The organism is Bacteroides sp. OF04-15BH, from assembly GCF_003477995.1.
In the GTDB taxonomy this organism is placed as follows: Bacteria; Bacteroidota; Bacteroidia; order Bacteroidales; family Bacteroidaceae; genus Paraprevotella.
The window spans coordinates 23,521-40,273 of record NZ_QUEM01000033.1 but is presented as its reverse complement, the minus strand read 5'-3'; the positions used below and the strand labels follow the sequence as shown (position 1 = coordinate 40,273).

The 16,753-nt window shown below is 49.2% G+C and carries 8 protein-coding genes and 2 pseudogenes; 4 read left to right on the top strand and 6 right to left on the bottom strand.

The window, feature by feature from the left end:
* Positions 1 to 153: 153 nt before the first annotated feature.
* Positions 154 to 2,913, bottom strand: coding sequence for a sugar-binding domain-containing protein (locus DXA74_RS13190; protein WP_118528328.1), 2,760 nt, complete (start codon positions 2,911 to 2,913; stop codon positions 154 to 156).
* Between the two features lie 155 nt (positions 2,914 to 3,068).
* Between DXA74_RS13190 and DXA74_RS13185 the strand changes: the two are divergent.
* The 4 genes and pseudogenes from DXA74_RS13185 to DXA74_RS16935 all read left to right on the top strand — a co-directional run bounded on the left by DXA74_RS13185 (position 3,069) and on the right by DXA74_RS16935 (position 6,962).
* Positions 3,069 to 3,951 (top strand): annotated as a pseudogene (locus DXA74_RS13185) (AraC family transcriptional regulator).
* A 156-nt stretch (positions 3,952 to 4,107) separates the two neighbouring features.
* The gene (locus DXA74_RS13180) at positions 4,108 to 4,998 is read left to right on the top strand and encodes a hypothetical protein (RefSeq protein ID WP_118528326.1); all 891 of its coding nucleotides are present in this window, start codon (positions 4,108 to 4,110) and stop codon (positions 4,996 to 4,998) included.
* Positions 4,995 to 5,348: a lipocalin family protein gene (locus tag DXA74_RS13175; RefSeq protein ID WP_118528324.1), complete on the top strand. Its 354-nt coding sequence runs from the start codon at positions 4,995 to 4,997 to the stop codon at positions 5,346 to 5,348. The genes DXA74_RS13180 and DXA74_RS13175 overlap by 4 nt, the downstream gene beginning before the upstream one ends.
* Positions 5,349 to 5,966: 618 nt before the next feature.
* A complete protein-coding gene (locus DXA74_RS16935; RefSeq protein WP_233550551.1) occupies positions 5,967 to 6,962 on the top strand; it encodes a hypothetical protein in 996 nt (331 codons plus the stop codon).
* Between the two features lies 1 nt (position 6,963).
* Here the strand turns inward: DXA74_RS16935 and DXA74_RS13170 are convergent.
* The 5 genes and pseudogenes from DXA74_RS13170 to DXA74_RS13150 form a co-directional block, all read right to left on the bottom strand.
* A pseudogene (locus DXA74_RS13170) lies at positions 6,964 to 8,031 on the bottom strand (family 43 glycosylhydrolase); the annotation flags it as partial.
* A 37-nt stretch (positions 8,032 to 8,068) separates the two neighbouring features.
* The gene (locus tag DXA74_RS13165; protein WP_118528320.1) at positions 8,069 to 10,972 is read right to left on the bottom strand and encodes a glycoside hydrolase family 2 TIM barrel-domain containing protein; all 2,904 of its coding nucleotides are present in this window, start codon (positions 10,970 to 10,972) and stop codon (positions 8,069 to 8,071) included.
* A 22-nt stretch (positions 10,973 to 10,994) separates the two neighbouring features.
* On the bottom strand, positions 10,995 to 13,841 hold the full coding sequence (locus DXA74_RS13160) for a beta-galactosidase (protein WP_118528318.1): 2,847 nt from the start codon (positions 13,839 to 13,841) through the stop codon (positions 10,995 to 10,997).
* A 31-nt stretch (positions 13,842 to 13,872) separates the two neighbouring features.
* Positions 13,873 to 16,158 carry a GH92 family glycosyl hydrolase gene (locus DXA74_RS13155; protein WP_118528316.1) on the bottom strand — a complete coding sequence of 762 codons (2,286 nt, stop codon included), beginning with the start codon at positions 16,156 to 16,158 and terminating at the stop codon, positions 13,873 to 13,875.
* 99 nt (positions 16,159 to 16,257) lie between these two features.
* On the bottom strand, positions 16,258 to 16,749 hold the full coding sequence (locus DXA74_RS13150) for a Crp/Fnr family transcriptional regulator (RefSeq protein ID WP_118528314.1): 492 nt from the start codon (positions 16,747 to 16,749) through the stop codon (positions 16,258 to 16,260).
* Positions 16,750 to 16,753: the final 4 nt, after the last annotated feature.

The window sequence follows — 16,753 nt, the reverse complement described above, 5'->3', positions numbered from 1 at the left end:
AAAAAAAATATTTTATAATAGTGTTGCGGAATTAAGGATAAAATAGATTCATTAAACATTAGGTTAAGCAAAGATAGAGACGAAAGCTTTTTTCCGTATGCATGAAACATGCTTTTTTCCAAGAAATATGATTCCAATCAATATTTATGCCGGTCACTGATTCAGCAACTGCTTCACGGCTGCACTCTCTTTCTGGCTTTTCTCCTGAAGAGACTGCTTTCCGAACAGGGCATCCACCTCGTAGGCCTGTAAGGACACGGCCGGGGCAAACAGAGAATCATCGGCCACATAGGTACGGGCTGCATGAATCAAGGCCTGAGTAGCCGGACGCTCCTGAATACGGCTGACCGCATCCAGACAAAGGGACAACAAGCGTCCGCTACCGACCTTCGCTTCAAATACAATACCTAACTTTTGATTATACTCATATGTGTCTATACTCTGTACCAGAGGAGTCAGATTTCTGAGCTCCGTAAGATCTACCGCTCTGCCGTAATTCAGAATATCCCACCACTGCCAGTCGGCCCATGCCTGAGTGGGGAAATTCCGGAAAAGCGGATGACGGTCCTGAATCAGGGTGCCCACAATCATCGGATCCCAATTGAACATGATCGGATTCCAGAAATGGCTGGCGAAATGTGTCTTCCGGCCGGCCACCTTATCGGTCACCAGAAGAACGCGCTTGCCGTTCTTCAAGGCCTCACGCACCTGATCGTTATATTCTGTGGCATAAACATAATCCCCCTCAACCTCCGGCTGAGTCTGAGGATACACCCAGAAATTCCATTCGTTACGCACGCTGTCGGCCAGCTGTGCTTTCAGGACCATCCGGGTGGGCTGCTCCACTTTGCTCAAATCAATGGTAATCTTTCCTAAGGAGTCCACCGAAGCCACATCGACTGCCGGGGTCCGGAAACTACCCTGCTGATAGGACGCTCCGCTCTCGGTCTGGAGATCCCATTTCAGCTTGGACGGACGCATATCCTGCGCCCCATATTGATAAAGGTCAAACTGCACCTCGAGTTTTTCCGCATTGGTATATGCGCGTTTCGGGAAACGGGCCAGAAGCACCACCGGCGCACAGGATTCGCGGAATTTTTCCGGACTTACCAGTCCCTTGCTCTCCCAGAAAGCATCGAGCACTCCCACAAAAGCACAACCCTGACCCGGGAAGTCGGACAGTCCCAACAACTGGAAACCGGCTGAATTCGGGGTGCGCAGCAAGGACTCGTTCACCTCTTTATATTGGAGCACCGTATGCGCTCCTGTTGCCCGGAAGAAATCATCTGCCTGATGCAACATGCCGTTGCGGGCCAGGCGCTCGCGATAGACCTCAAAGTTACGGGGCTGGAGTACGCCTGTATATTTTTTCATCTCCTGAAAGTTCGGATACATACAACGCTGGCCGGACTCATGGGCAATGGCCGGAACGTCGATATCGTGCTCCTTGCGCTTGTCCCACATCGTAGACGGAATACCTTCGTAAACGGTGATTCCTCCCTTTTGGGTTACGTGAGACACATAGAACTGATCGGAAGCCACATGCGTTCTGGCGGTGGAAGCGGAATACAGATGACGGTTGTCCAGACTCTGTCCCTTGCGGATCAGATCCTCGAGCACCGCAAAATCACCCTCATTCTCATTACCGTTGCAATACAACAGGAAAGACGGATGATTGCCGTATTCCCGCAAAATGGCTCGCATTTCATTTTCAAAGAATGCGCGCCGCTCGGGACTTTTGCCCACGTCCTTGATCCACATCGGCAACTCTGCCTGTAGATACAGACCAACCTCGTCGGCAGCCGTAAAGGCAGCCTCGGGCGGGCACCAGGAGTGGAAACGTATGTGATTCAATCCATAGCTTTTAACGGTCTGGAATATCCGCTTCCACGAAGCGACATCCGTGGCCGGATAACCGGTCAGCGGGAAGGCGGCACAGTCCAACGCTCCACGCAGATGAATATCTCTGCCGTTTAGACGGATATGGTGCGCGCCCTGTTCTACCTGACGCATTCCAAAGGTTTCGCTGCACGCATGTTCTGCCTCTCCCACCGTGAGACGGGCGGTCACCTCATAGAGAAAAGGATGAAACTCATCCCACAATTTCATGTTCTTGCCCATAGGCAACTCCATCTCCTGCTGCTGTTCGGGCTGCGCCAAAGCGACTTTCTGCTGCGTTTCATACACGGTTTTTCCGCTCTGTTTCTCGCGAACCACCAGATGCAGGGTTCCTTCGGTCCCCTTTCCCGTGACATTCATCAAGGTGGTTTTCAGCACTGCCTTGCGGTCCTTTATATCGGGATAAATATCCATTCCGCCGATATAGACTGGTTCGATGGCCTCGAGCATCATCTCTCCCACCACACCGTTCCAGTTGGTCTGGGTATATTCGGTGGTACCGTGGTTCCAATGATCCATAGGATACTTCAGACGGTTGTCGATGCACAGGGTTATGGTATGCGTACCCGGAGTGAGCTGTTTGGTCAGATCGAAACGGTTCGGGGTGCTCAGGCGCTCATCCCAGGCCACCAGTTCTCCGTCAACATAGACTCCCGTTTCCCAATGACACCGCTCCAGATTCATCCGAATCACTTTTCCGGCCCAGTTTTCGGGGATCACCACCTCACGCTGATACCAGGCCATGCCGCAATATTCAAACTGGCGAGTCAGGCGGTCAATATATCGTGCGGTGGTACGTATTCCCTTTCCTCCGGTATCGGTACTTCCCGGCAACGTAATGGTTTCGGCCAACTTGGCCTGATAAAGTTCCGAACCGGGTGTCTTTCCGAATCCCATCGGATCCAACTGAAAACGCCAGGTGCCCGACAAATCGTATTGCATGACTGTCTGTGCACCGGCAGCAGAATAGTAAAAACTGAATATAGAAGCGAACAGTAAGTGCTGTAGTTTCATCTTGTTTTTTCGGATAATTCTTTTTTACGGTTGCAAAACAACGACTATTCCGTTGGGTTTGCAATAGATTTTAAAACGCAAATAATGGATTATTCTATGATTAATAAGATAAAACGCATATCTTTGCACTGTAATAACCATAGAATAACCATATCATGATTAAACGCAAAGACGGTTTTTCGGGAGAAAGAGCACTGGTAATCCCAGCCTCGGTCATCTCGGACATTGAAAAGAATCCCTTGGCCAGCAGTCTGTATATCACCGACATAGGCTTTTACCCTCATGCGCAGTTTCATTTTCGGGAGCGCCTGGAACCCATCTCACAATATATTTTGATTTACTGTGTGGAGGGGAAAGGATGGTTTCAGGTGAATCAGGTCAAACACACAGTCGGCAAAAACCAATGTTTTGTCATTCCTGCCGGAAGCAGCCACAGCTACGGAGCCAACGACCAGGAACCATGGACTATATTGGATTCATTTCAAGGGGACACTGGCCGGAAACTATGCGCAGCGCCTTTATGTCCCCATCGAAATAAAACCGAGCATCCACTCACGGATCAACGGCCGCATCAGCCTTTTCGAGGAAATCTTTCATACACTGGAGATGGGATACAGCAAGGACAATATCCTCTATGCCTGCTCTGCCCTGCATTACTTTATGGGAACGCTATGTTATCTGCAACCTTACCGGAGCGCAGACGGCAGTTCCGACCCCAAAGATCTCATAGAAGCTACCATCCATTTCATGAAAGAGAACATCGGAAAGAAAATGAGTGTGGAGGAAATGGCACAGCACTGCGGCTACAGCACCTCGCACTTTACAGCTCTGTTCACCCAGCGCACCGGGCACTCTCCCATCAGTTATTTCAACCAGCTGAAAATCCAATATGCCTGCAAACTACTCGACACGACCAATATCCGGATCAATCAGGTGTGCTACAAAATAGGCATTGATGACTGCTATTACTTTTCCAGACTGTTCTGCAAGATCATGGGACAGTCGCCTTCCGCCTACCGGAAACAGAACAAGGGATAATGCGGGTTCTGCTCCCGAATAACCGAAAAAAGAAATCTTGATTGAAATCAACGTTTTCCGTTTTTTCTCCATCCCAACAAACCACGGTCTTGCTTTTTTCATACTTTTGCTCCGGAACAAATTCTGCTCCCAAACAAAATTCAGAAAAAGAGGCGTATGAAAAAGATGATAGTATATACGGTCCTTGGATGTCTTCTTTGCAGTTGCGGGAAGACAGAAAAGTTACCCACATTTCCCGAAAATCCGGGGCGCGAAGCCTATGAGGGATTCACCTGGGAGAAGGTGGAAGAAAACGGTTTGAAATTCTGGGCACAAAAGAATGCGCAGATTGAGGTACGGACAAACGCGGCCATCCCCGGTGCCGAAATTGTGTGGCAGGACAGGCCGCAAAGCGGACGCACGGTGATGCGCCTGTTTTATCTGCCGAACGGGAAGATTGAGGATCTGCTGGATATCCTTCCTTCGGACACCAGCTGGACACAACAGACCGATTGCCAGTTTCAGGAAGTGGACTCGCATCGCGAAGGAGTGAAAAGATATGTGCTGCATCCCAAAGGAGCGGATGAAGAGGCATATCTCGCCAAAAGCAAGGAAGAACCTATCCCCGCTACCTGCAACGGATGGGGCGTGGGTAACAGTGGAATCCGCTATTTTGAGATTCATGCCAACCATCCGGAGCTGGCTCTGTTTGTGGAAATCGGTCAGGACGCCCCACTCTTTGACGAACAGAGCATTCTGATTACCGACAGCCTGCTGCCGCCCGTGCAGACCATCAACCCCAAACGCGTTAAAGGCACTCTGACTCTGGCACACGAAACCCGCTCGTTCCGCGATGCGGACTCTCAGAAAGAATATTGGGTGATTGACCGGACCGGACAACTGTATGCCCGATACGACAGTCTGACTCAGGGCATCAAGAACGGCACGCCCGTTGAAGCGGAACTGTATGTAAAGGAGGCTGAACACAACCCGGACGGATTTGCAGCAGATTATACTGGTACATACCAAATAATAAAAATCATTAACCTAAAAGAAAAAGAAAAATGAAACGCTTGTTTTTAATCGGAATTTGCAGCCTTTCCGTAGTCTACGGATTGAGTTCCTGCAAGAATGAAGCAAAACTGGAAGGCACATGGCTGGAACCGGTACCCGGCATGGAGAATATGGAACAGGGAATAACCCTTGAAAAAGACGGAAAGGCCTCATCCGTAAACATGGCCACCCTGCAATACAAAAGCTGGAAGCAGGACGGAAAAAAACTGCTGTTGCAAGGCACAAGTATCGGAAACGGAGTCAGCATCGAGTTTACAGACACGATGAACATTGAGAAAGTAACTCAGGACAGTCTGATTCTGAAACGGGGCAACTTCATGTTGAAGTACAAAAGACAAAAATAAACCCAAAACATAAATTCCAAAAGGCAGGAGCTGTGTCGCACGAAAATGGCACAGCTCCTGTTGCGTATATCAGGGCTCCGAAATTTCATCAGGATGATTTCGAAAAGTCATCACCACGAAATTTTCAATTGATCACAATCATTTTTCACCCCGATACTCACGGTCCGAAAAACAGGATTCTTCCGACTACGGTTTTCGTGCAAAAGACATGCACAGCCGGAAAAAGTAATAATTTATGAATATCAAGAGAGAAACGCAGAAAACAGGCCCGAAAATCCGACGGAAAAGAAGAAACACAATAATAATAAAACACTAAAAAATTTATAGGATACCATATTGTAACTTTATCACTTTTTTTATAACTTGCCACGGTTTTTCGATAAAAAGGGAAGATGTTATTAGCAGTTTTAGTAACAGAGTCCTATCCGGCAACACAATTTATCCAAGCAAATAATTGATATACAACGAAATAATCCAAATGATAAATTTAGCCTCAATATTTAAAAAATAAATTACTTATTAATAAATATAGAAAAAAATAGGCTTTATAAACTTTGCAAATAGGCAAACACATAATCGAGTGATGAAAATATTGTTTTATGTAATACAAGATTAGCCATGTTTAAAAAAATCATCGTTTTCATTCTGTTCTCTGCTGCGTTATTACCTCAGGTGCAGGGTAAGGGAAAAGAAAAGCACACAGCATTATCGTGTGTAGTCAATAACTTCAAGCGGGACATGATTTATCTGGACTGTCCACAGACTCCTGAAATCAGGGGGGAGTTCCACCGAAACCCGGGAGAAGAACATCTTCTGACATTCGATACCGATAAAATCGTCACCTTCAGAGTGAACGGTCAGGAACTGGAATTCTTCCTCGAACCGGGTGACAGCCTGCATGCCGACATCACTTATGGCGACAGACTGGCCGAAACCATTCTGTTCAGCGGCAGTGAAAGAGCCGTAGACCAGAACCAGTTCCTTTGGGATCTCTACCGCTACCGCCTGTCAGTACATTTCAAGACTTCACTGAATGCCTGCGTGGTTCTTGACCACAAACCGGCCGACCGAATCGCCGCCGCAAAGAAATATGCCGAAGAAGCAAGAAAAATGCTGAATGAGAACAAAAAGAAATTCTCTGAAGCATTCATCAATTATGTAGAAGCGACTCTGGATGCCCTTGTAGGCGAATCACAGATATACTATCCGGACCTTTATGCCTCTATGAGACAGAAACCGATCAGCGAACAGGGAATCGGTGATTACTGGACTCTGCTGGACAATTATCAGACACGCACGGACGAGGCTTCTTTGAGATGTGCTCCTTACGTGGATTTCCTGGTGAAATACATGGTGTACAAAAAAGCCAAGAAATCGGCCGACCGGGATGCCGGTTTGGGAAAATTCCTGCCTACTACCGTGGAAGATACCTACAAACTGGCTGTAGCCACATTCAAGGATGCACAGCTGGATGCCGTGCTGTTCAGAGTGCTGACCGACTACGTGGTTCAGGGCAAGAACATTGAAGAAGTGGAACGTTGGATTGCAGATTACAAGCAGAAATACAACAAGGATAAGGAGTATGCCAAGATTCTGGATCTCCTGATGCAATAATCCGTTTCGGGTCGGGATTGTGGTTCCACTGCCATTGCAGACCGAGTGTACGGCTGTTAAATTCATCCGTCGTGGCCGGAGAAATCACCCGCGAGCGTTTGCCCACCTCGGGCTTGACGTAAGTCACCGCATCTTTGCCTTCATGACCCAAAATCGGCCAACCGTCTTTCCAGGTCACGGGCACCAGATTGGGCACACGTCCTATCGGTCCGCGGTCCTGCATGATGACAAACCACCAGTCGCCGTTCTTCAGCTGCACCATTCCTCCCTGATGCAGTCCGTTGGGCGGATAGGAAATGCTGTCGTTCATGATGAGATGGTGCTCATACGGTCCGTAGATATCATCCGAGCGCAGACAGATCTGCCAACCTTCCGTGCCGCCTGCCGGACAGGTGATATAGTATTTGCCGTTTATCTTGTAGGCGTGCGCTCCTTCCATGCCAAAGCCTCCTCCCAGCTCATGAGCGTTTTTGAATCCGCCGGACCATATCTGGCGTGGTTCGGATTTCACGGCTCGGGCATCGGGGGTCAGCTCGGTGACATACAGAGTGCCCTGACCATGCACGACAAAGACACGTCCGTCGTCATCGAAAAGCAATCCGGGGTCGTACATATATTCGGGGAAAATCACACGCTCCCAAGGCCCTTCTGGACGGTCGGCAATACACATGCAGAAATTTCCTTTTTCACGTCCCCATCCATACGGGGTGCAGAAAGCCACATAGTATTTGCCGTTATGATAGCGCATACTGGCTGCCCACGAACCGTTCAGATAAAGGTTTCCTCCCTGCATATCATAACGGGGATCTTCATCATAGCAGTCCACGGCATAACCGACCATTTCCCAGTTCACCAGATCTTTGGAATGCAGAATCGGACATCCCGGCACATAGTGCATGCTGGTGGACACCATATAAAAATCATCTCCCACACGGATTACATCGGGATCCGGCCAGTCGCCCCAAAGCAACGGATTGGTAAAGGTGCCGTCGCCGTTATCGGGATTCCACACATTCTGCTGGGCCTGTACGGCCGGCTGAACCAATCCCAAGCCGGCCAACAGGAGCATCGTTTTCAATATTCTTCTTTTCATAGCATGTCAACAGTTATTCAAACAAAGTTATTTCGGCCAGTCCGGCTCTGCCTTCCGACACTTTCTCAACGGTAATCCGCAGGAACCGGGCTGTTTTCTCCATCTTGACGGGTTTGAAGTCCCAACCGGTACATTCGCGTTCATAGGCCAGATGCCAGGAAGTGCCGTCTTCGGAATATTCCACTTTATGAAGGTAAGAAGAACTGTCTTTCTGGAAACGGATGCGCGATGCGTAAATGGTTACCGGTTTTTCAAGTTCCAGCGTAATGGTTTGCGGGAATACATCCGTATCGGCAATCCACCAACTGAAATCATCACCGTCAGTCAGGTGGGCCACCGGATAATCAGCATGTTCCGAAGTGACCGTTACCTTCTTCGGCTTGATCTGCTTGCGGGCCAGGATGGCTCGCTCTTCCTTGTTGGCTTTTATCTTCACTCCGTCTTCTTCCTGTCCCTGCAATTCCGCGCCGTAGCCTCCGGGCAGGGCTTTCGCTTCCGGACGGACCGTACGCAGGGTGCAAGCACCGCTCTGCAAACCTTCGGCCTCAGCCTGAATCTGAATCTTACCGGCCTTTGCCGTGGTTCTGATCAAGGCAAAACCGACTCCTCCTTCAACCTGCTGGCGACTGATGCCCAAACGGTCAATGCCTCCGCCGATCAATGTGCCCTCACCGGAAACGGAAATGTTTATCTCCATATCCGACTGTGAGACCAAGGTTCCTTTTTCGTCGCATACCTTAAAGTAAACCGGTATCTGGTCACTGCCGTCGGCCAACGGAACAATTGGATATTCGGGCACATAAATCTCTATATGATGCGGCGCGCCGGGTGTATGGACATCGTGCTGGACCACCTTCTTTCCAGCCACATAACCCTCGGCATGCAGATTTCCAGCCTCGTAGCCTCCGGCATCGAACACAAACATCGGGCTGCCTCCCTTCTGAACGACGTGCGGATAAAGCAGAGTGCGCTCGGCACGTGTCTGCTTTCCAATCAGTTTTCCGTTGCGGAACAAGCGCACTTCATCACAATTGGAGAATACCGTAATCTGTTTGGTGGACGAAGCATAACGGTCCGAAGAATTGAAAGAAGCGATTAATACCATCGGGCCGCCAAACTGTCCGTCCTGCTCCGTAGCCAACGGACGCTGGCTCTGCATCAGATAATAACCGAACTTGGGCCAGCGGTTCACATCTACAACACCCGAGAACATGGTTTCTTCCTCTGCTCCCCGGTTGTAGTCGTTGTAGCTCCACATAAAACGGCCCGCCATACGCGGATTGGCATCCAGCATGCACCAGTCGAAATATCCCTCTCCATTGAGGTGCTTCATGCGGGTGTCGCACTGTTTCAGCTGTTCCCATTCATCCTCACGAATGCTGACACGGGGCTTCTCGCCCACTCCGTCGCCCCACTCACGCGTAAGCAACGGCTTCACGGCAATCTGGTCTTCCAGGAAATTGCTCAACACATTGCCATCCTTCGGGAAGCGGGACACCTGTTTGTAGAACACATCGTAATAGGGTTCCGTATCTTCGTGACTGAAATAATCGCCTGCGGTATAAAACTGGTTGCCGGGATATTCACTGTGGGCAGCCTCACTGATTCGGCGCACTACCTCCATCGGGTAATTGGTTTCATTGAGTGCTGTTTCCCAAAGAATAATGGAAGGATGGTTGCGGTCACGCCGGATCATACGGCGACAGATTGACTCCAAGCGATCAGCAAATACCGGATTGTCATTGAAATACTGCCAGCCCGGAATACACTCCACCACCAGAAGACCGTAACGGTCACAGGCATCCAGGAAAGCCGGATCGTTGGGATAATGCGCCGCACGCACGGCGTTGTATCCGCCTCTCTTCATATCGATAACCTCACGCACCTGCATGGAGTTTGAAGCCGCATCGCCAACATAAGGATATGCCTGGTGCCGGTTGGCTCCGACCAGATAAAGCGGTTTGCCGTTGATAAAGAAACCGTCTTCGGTAGAATAGCGTATTGAGCGGATACCAATCTGTTCCGTTCTCCGGTCTATGACTTGCTTTCCTTCCTTCACCCGACATTCCAAGGTGTACAGATAAGGACTGTCGGGGAACCACAAATGAGGTTTCTCTACCGGAAATTCCAACGGGAGTTCTTTCTGTCCGTATGCCGGAATGGAAAAATCCTGCAACTTCCGCGCCACCGCACGCCCACGGGCATCTTTCAGGATAAGCTCATACTGACCGGCGCGCGCCGTCGGACCGTCGTTTTTCAGATGCGAGCGCACCGATACCACAGAGCGTTCGGCCGACACTTTGGGATAGGTCACAAAAATTCCCCCTCCGGCCACAAGGTCTTCTTCCAGAGCATCGGATATATGAAGGCGGTCGGTCACGTGCAGAGTTACGTCGCGATAGATTCCGCTATAATAATAGAAGTCCAGACGGTCCTGCGGCTTTCCCGGAGGAGTCAGTGGATCGTATTCGGCGGAAACACGCAGAGCCAACACATTTTCGGCTCCGAACTTCAGATGTTTGGATAAATCCACCGTAAATCCGACATAACCGCCCCGATGATGATACAGGGAATCCCCGTTAAGATAAACCGTACAAGCATTCATCACTCCCTCGAAAGATACGGCTACCCGCTTGCCCTGAAAGGATTCGGGCGCCGTAAATTTGCGGCGGTACCAACCCACTCCATCGTAAATCACATCGCCGCCACAATGCTTGCGTTCCAGCTGCATGATATGCGGCAGGGAAGCGGGCATCCAGGACGACACATCCAGGGTTGGCTTGTAGCCTTCTTTCACATCTCCGCGAAAGAAGGCCCAGCCGGTATTCATAGTATAGATTAGAGGAAAGGTTTCCCGGGCGGACAAATGCCCGCAGCACAGAACCAGGATCACCCAAATACACAGTCTTAGTTTCATTGTTGTTGACTTTATAGGTTTTTTATTCATAGTCTGCACGGTATTCGGCATCTTCATAATAAGGCAGGATTTCGAGACTTTCCAGAAGAGCGCCCTTCTGCTCGGATTCTCTCAAACCCAGAATCAGAACATTTTCTTCGCCGAATTTCAGCCAGCACTCGGGCAAGAAGAATTCGCGCTGCGGTCCTTCTTCCCAATACCGGCCGATATTGTGTCCGTTCAGCCACATATATCCGCTTCCTGAGGCATTGACCAAAGCACGCCAGGGCACCCAGATTCCTTTTTCTTTCTTCGGCAGGTTGAATTTCACCCGATACCATTTCAACAGGCCGTCTCTTTCTCCTGCCGGAGCATAGCTTCCCTTACGGGGAACGACACCGTCTGTTTTCAGAGCGCACGGTTTCCAGGTATATTCTCCGCTACGTCCTTCGGTAAATCCGGCACAGACACCGCCCAGATCGGTGGACACTTCCCAATTCAAAGTCTTCAAGATGGTCATGGCGCGGTACAGACGGACAGCCTTCAGCAAACCACCAGCACCACTGTTGTTGCTGACCACAATGGCCACTTCATTGTCACCGGCATGCAAATAATCTGCCAAGTCCGTAATAAAAGGTTTATCCCATTCCTGATGCTCGGCCACCTTTTTGCCGTTTACCCAAAGCGCACCGCCGTCATCCACACAGGCAAACTCAAGCACAGTGGTACCTTCGCGCAACATTTTGTCCGTGAAATGCAAGGTTGTCCGATAGACAGCCGTACCATTCTGTTGCTGAAGCACCCAGGCAGCCGGCCATTTCGGCTGCTTCAATCCGGCTATCTGTAGGGTAGCCAGATCGGCAATCGTTCCTGCATCCAGCATAATCTTGTCCCAGCCTTCCTTGTTCGACAGGAATTCCGGAATATCTGTATCAGAAGAAGAGTCCATCTTCTTGACCATCCATTCCTCCACCGGAATCACTTCGGACATGCCGGCTCCCAGACCTCCGGCCTTCATTCCGCTGAGTTCCTCCATCGGGCGATAGCCATGAGCATGTCCGCGGTTCTCATAAACGGCAATGATCTCATTCTCTCCCGCATGCAATACATCCTTCAGAAGGAAGGTATTATCCAGTTCGTCTTCAGAAGCACGCGGCACAACCTTACCGTTCACCTGAACATACATCGGGTCGCCTGTATACATTTCGAAGATTAAGGAACCATACTTCTGAACATCTTTTTCCGACAGTTTCACCCGACTGCGGTACATGGAATAACGGCAGTCGTTCACATCCAGCTCCGGCAAGGACACACCTCGTTTCAGTTTCTGCCAGTCACCGCAGAATGGTTCGACACAATATTCGGCAGAAGAGATACGAATCGGCAAAGGCAACAAGGCAGGACGGTCGGCCGGATTCTGCTCTCCGGTAAAGGCCGCGCCGGACATTACCGCGCCGTGCACAGAAGAACGGGCCGGACCGGTAACATTCTCCGGATACCAGAATCCCTGAGAGGCTCCTGAAGGCAATACCAGAACCTTACTGTCCAGCGCATCCAGAACGCAAGCTATCGGATAGAGTTTTCCATCCTTTGTTTGGATCTGAACCAGATTATTGAAGCGTTCTTTCTTATCTCTATTAAAGAAGAAGAAAAACAAAGTGCCGTCCTTTGCCTGACGCACCCCTACCGTGAGGCGCTCTTCAGGAACATTGGCTGTGAAAGCAACCGGAGCACTTTGAGCCAAAGCCGTGCCATACTTGGCAACAAAACGGCCCACAGCCTTTACGGCAAAATATTTTTCGCCTACACCTCCGTTTTCTTTCAAGGCAGCACCGTAGTCATAAGTCGTGGTCATGCGACGTGCTCCCCAGCCCGCAAAATGCGTACCGCCAAAGAACATGTAATAATTCAAACCGGTGGCTCCTCCGGCCATGGCCATCAGCGCCATGCCGCGTGCATGCCGTCCGTCCAGATAACTGTCCTCGCTCAGGCCACCGCCTACGGTAGAGAACCAGCCGCCCTGCAATTCGCACACAAAAGCCGGAGCGTTGGGCTGTTCTTTCTTCAGATTCTCAATTCTGCTCTTCGCCTCATGGACATTCCACCACACGTACTGATTGTCCATATCAAAAAGCTGACTGATCACCTCGTCTGAGGCTCCCCGCACTTCGGGAGTGACACAAGTGAAGAGCGGCACATCAATGCCGTTGTCGGTACATGCCTTGGAAAGGAAAGCCAACACTTCTTTCTTCTTCTCGCTCTCCATACCAAAATAGATATATTCATTCTCCAGCTGCACCATAATGATACCCTTCTCTCCAGGTTTCTTACGGGTAATCTGTTCCTGGGCAAAAACAGGGCACACCGCATCATACCAATGACGGGCCCACTTCAGATGCTCGGGATGATTACTGCGCAGCCAGAAACTGGTTTCATACTTCTCGGGGCAATATTTGGCCAGCCAGCGCGGATAAGCTCCGCCGGCCCATTCGGCACAGATAAAAGGTCCCGGACGCACAATCGTATACAGGTCAAACTCCTCATGAGCCATACGCAACCATTCTTTCAGGTCGCTAAAATCACATTGGGAAAAATCACGCACGTTTTTGGGCATATTACGCTCATGCCAGTTCCAGGGAACATAGGTTTCTACCGTATTGAAACCTGCTTCCTTGATTTTCCGGAAGCGGTCGCGCCACAGTTCCTGAGGTACTCTGAAATAATGGAAAGCGGCGCTGAATACGAATACATCGCGTCCTTCAATCTGAAAGCAGTTCTGATCGTACTTGATACGGTCGGGATGCTTGAAGTGTTTTTCAGGCAAAGCCCATGCGGATGTCGCCAAAAAGCAGAAAGACATCAGCAACCATAAGAAATGTTTTTTTATCATAGTGTTATTTTTATAAAGTAAAAGCAAAGTGTTATACTCCCCAGTGGGTATTAGGTTTCGGTCCCATTTTCAAAATCAGTGTTCCACCAGCCACCACGTCTTTAAACTTAATTTTCGGTTTTTGCAAAGGTGTACCGTTCAAGGTAGCAGACTGGATATAGACATTCTGCGGTGAATTATTGATAGCCTTGATCACAAAAGGCTTTCCGCCATGATAACGCGGATCAATGTGAATCACCACTTTATCAAACAAAGGAGACGACAGGTCAAACTGAGGTTCAGAAGTAACACCTCCATCCATTTCAAACAGACCCATTGAAGCAATCACAAACCAGGCTCCCATCTGCCCTTCGTCTTCATCGCCTCCCCATCCTTCGTAAGGCGTATCGCCGTAAAACACATCCAGTATCTCCCGTGAATATTTCTGCGTCAGCCAGGGTTTTCCGGAATAGTTGAACAGGAAACTGGCCTGCATATTGGCTTCATTGCCATGATTGATATAATATTCAAACGGAACAGGCTGATAGCGATCAAAAGCATGTGCCGCAAACTTATGTTTCCGGGACTTTTCAAAGCCTTCTTCCAAGCGGCAGTTAAAGGTATCACGCCCTATGGCTTCCACCAGACCGGGCACATCATGAGGCACATACCACGTATATTGCCAGCTGTTTCCTTCCACCCATCCTTCGCCGGAGAATTTATTGAAATTTGTCTTCCAACTGCCATCGGCAGAGCGCGGCATCTGATATTTAAGTTCCGGATGCAACTGATTCTTCCAGTTTTCGGAGCGCTTTAGAAACAGTTTGTAATCGGCTTCCTTACCGAAACTTTTGGCCAACTGAGCCGCACAATAGTCTGTAAAGGCGTAATCCAAGGTGCGCGATGCCTGATTCATTTCGTAAGGAACATATCCCAATGAGTCATAAACATTCAGATATTCCATGCCTGAGAGACAGCCCATGCCTCCGAATCCGAAACGCCTTCCTTGCTCTTTTGAATTATGACTTACTGCCTCATACAGTTTCTCTACGTCATAGTCACGGATTCCTTTCTGATAGGCAGCCACCATCAGGGCTATTTCGTGGGTGACATCCATAATGCCGGACATTTTCAGTCCGGTAGGTCCGTTGTTTGTCCATCCGAAAGTTCTATATAACTCCAGTTGCGTCTGTACCCATCCGTTCATCAAATCGGTATGTACCAGTGACAACAGGGTGTTTACATTCCAATAAGTGTTCCAGAAGGCGTCACCGCCATACATTTTCTGTCCTTGCGGAAGCTGGTGGATCTTGCCATACGTATCTCGGTATCTGCCGTCGCAATCGCTCCAGGTCTGCTTGCAAATGGCGCGATAGAAGTTAGTATAAAACTTTTTCTTATCTCGTTCCTCTCCATACACTTCTATGGATGACAACCGTTTCTCCCATTCTTCGGCAGCCTGACGGGCCACAGCTTCAAAATCCCAACCCGTAGCAGCCAGTTCCTGACGCAGATTATTCCGGGCACCATCCAGATCCACCAAAGACAGTCCCACTTTCAACATAATTTCTTCGCCTTCACGGGTAGCATAGTTCACAAAGGCTCCGACATCATCCTTTCCATGTATTGAATCCGCATTGCTGAACACTTTATCACCAACCCATCCGTTAAAGTCCTTGAAGGGCTTATTAAACTCAATAGCAAAATACAGGGTATAGTCTCCATAAATGCCTCTCATCCGGGCATAGCCTTCCACTTCCTTATTATTTTTGGGCTCAAAATGAGCCTCCACTACGCTGGGAGTATATTCGGAAACCACCAAAGAAGACAACAGGATACGCACATTATCCTTCTCGTGAAACGTGTAACGGTGGAAACCACAATGCGTCGTTGCAGTCATCTCGGCCTTGCATTCCGCATCATACAGCTCACAGCCATAGTAACCGGGATAAGCCTTTTCCGTGTTTTTCAACATGCGGGAATGATAACCGGCACCGGCGCCACGATAGGCAGAAGAGACACTTCCTCCATACTGGGTGAAATCCTGTGCAGCCGGCATAATCAGCAAACCGGCATGGGCATAGGCATGGATATGACTGAAGCCCCGGATGCTGGCAAAAGAATACTCATAGCCCGCCATCCACTCTCCGTCCTGATTGTCCGGTCCCAACTGTACCATTCCGTAGGGCACCGAGGCATAAGGTCCCAACATCCATCTGGAGTTGGATGTGCCTACAAACAAATCCACATAGTCCAATATGCTTTTCGAAGATTTGCGTTGGGAACAATTCCCGTGTATCGGCAATAATATCAACAGTAAAAACAAAAAATTTCTCATGGCTTTTCTTTAATCTTTTACAAAGAAATAAAAAACATGATTTCTTCTTTGCCTTTTCCAATGAGCAGGAAACAAAATCTTGATTCTAATCAATATTTTCTATTTTTCTTCCAGAAGCATGCGGCTGCGCATACGGCTCAAGGTTTCGGGTGTCACTCCGATATACGAAGCAATGTCTTTCATGCTGACCCGATTCAGGATATCGGGAATGCGCACAATCAATTTCCGGTAGCGTTCTTCGGGGGCCTCACAGCGGAAAGACACGTTTTTCCGCAAGAGGTCAAAGGCCAGACTTTCTACAAAATCCGAAACATAAATGGTACCGTTCTGCTCAATCTGTATCTGGGAAAGAATATCTTTAAGAGGAGCCACCAGAAGCACCGACTCTTCCAGAGCCTGCACGCTGAGCAGGGCCTTGCAGCCATAACGGGGCGGCAAATAGCAGGCCACAAATTCATGATCGAAGGAAAAAGACAGAATCTGCTCCTTTCCCCGATAATCCGATGTAAAAAGTTTAAAGCTTCCTCGCAGGATATAGGCTATCTCGGCATGATACTCTCCCTGACGGACAAAAAAATCCCGTCTTCGCATCGTT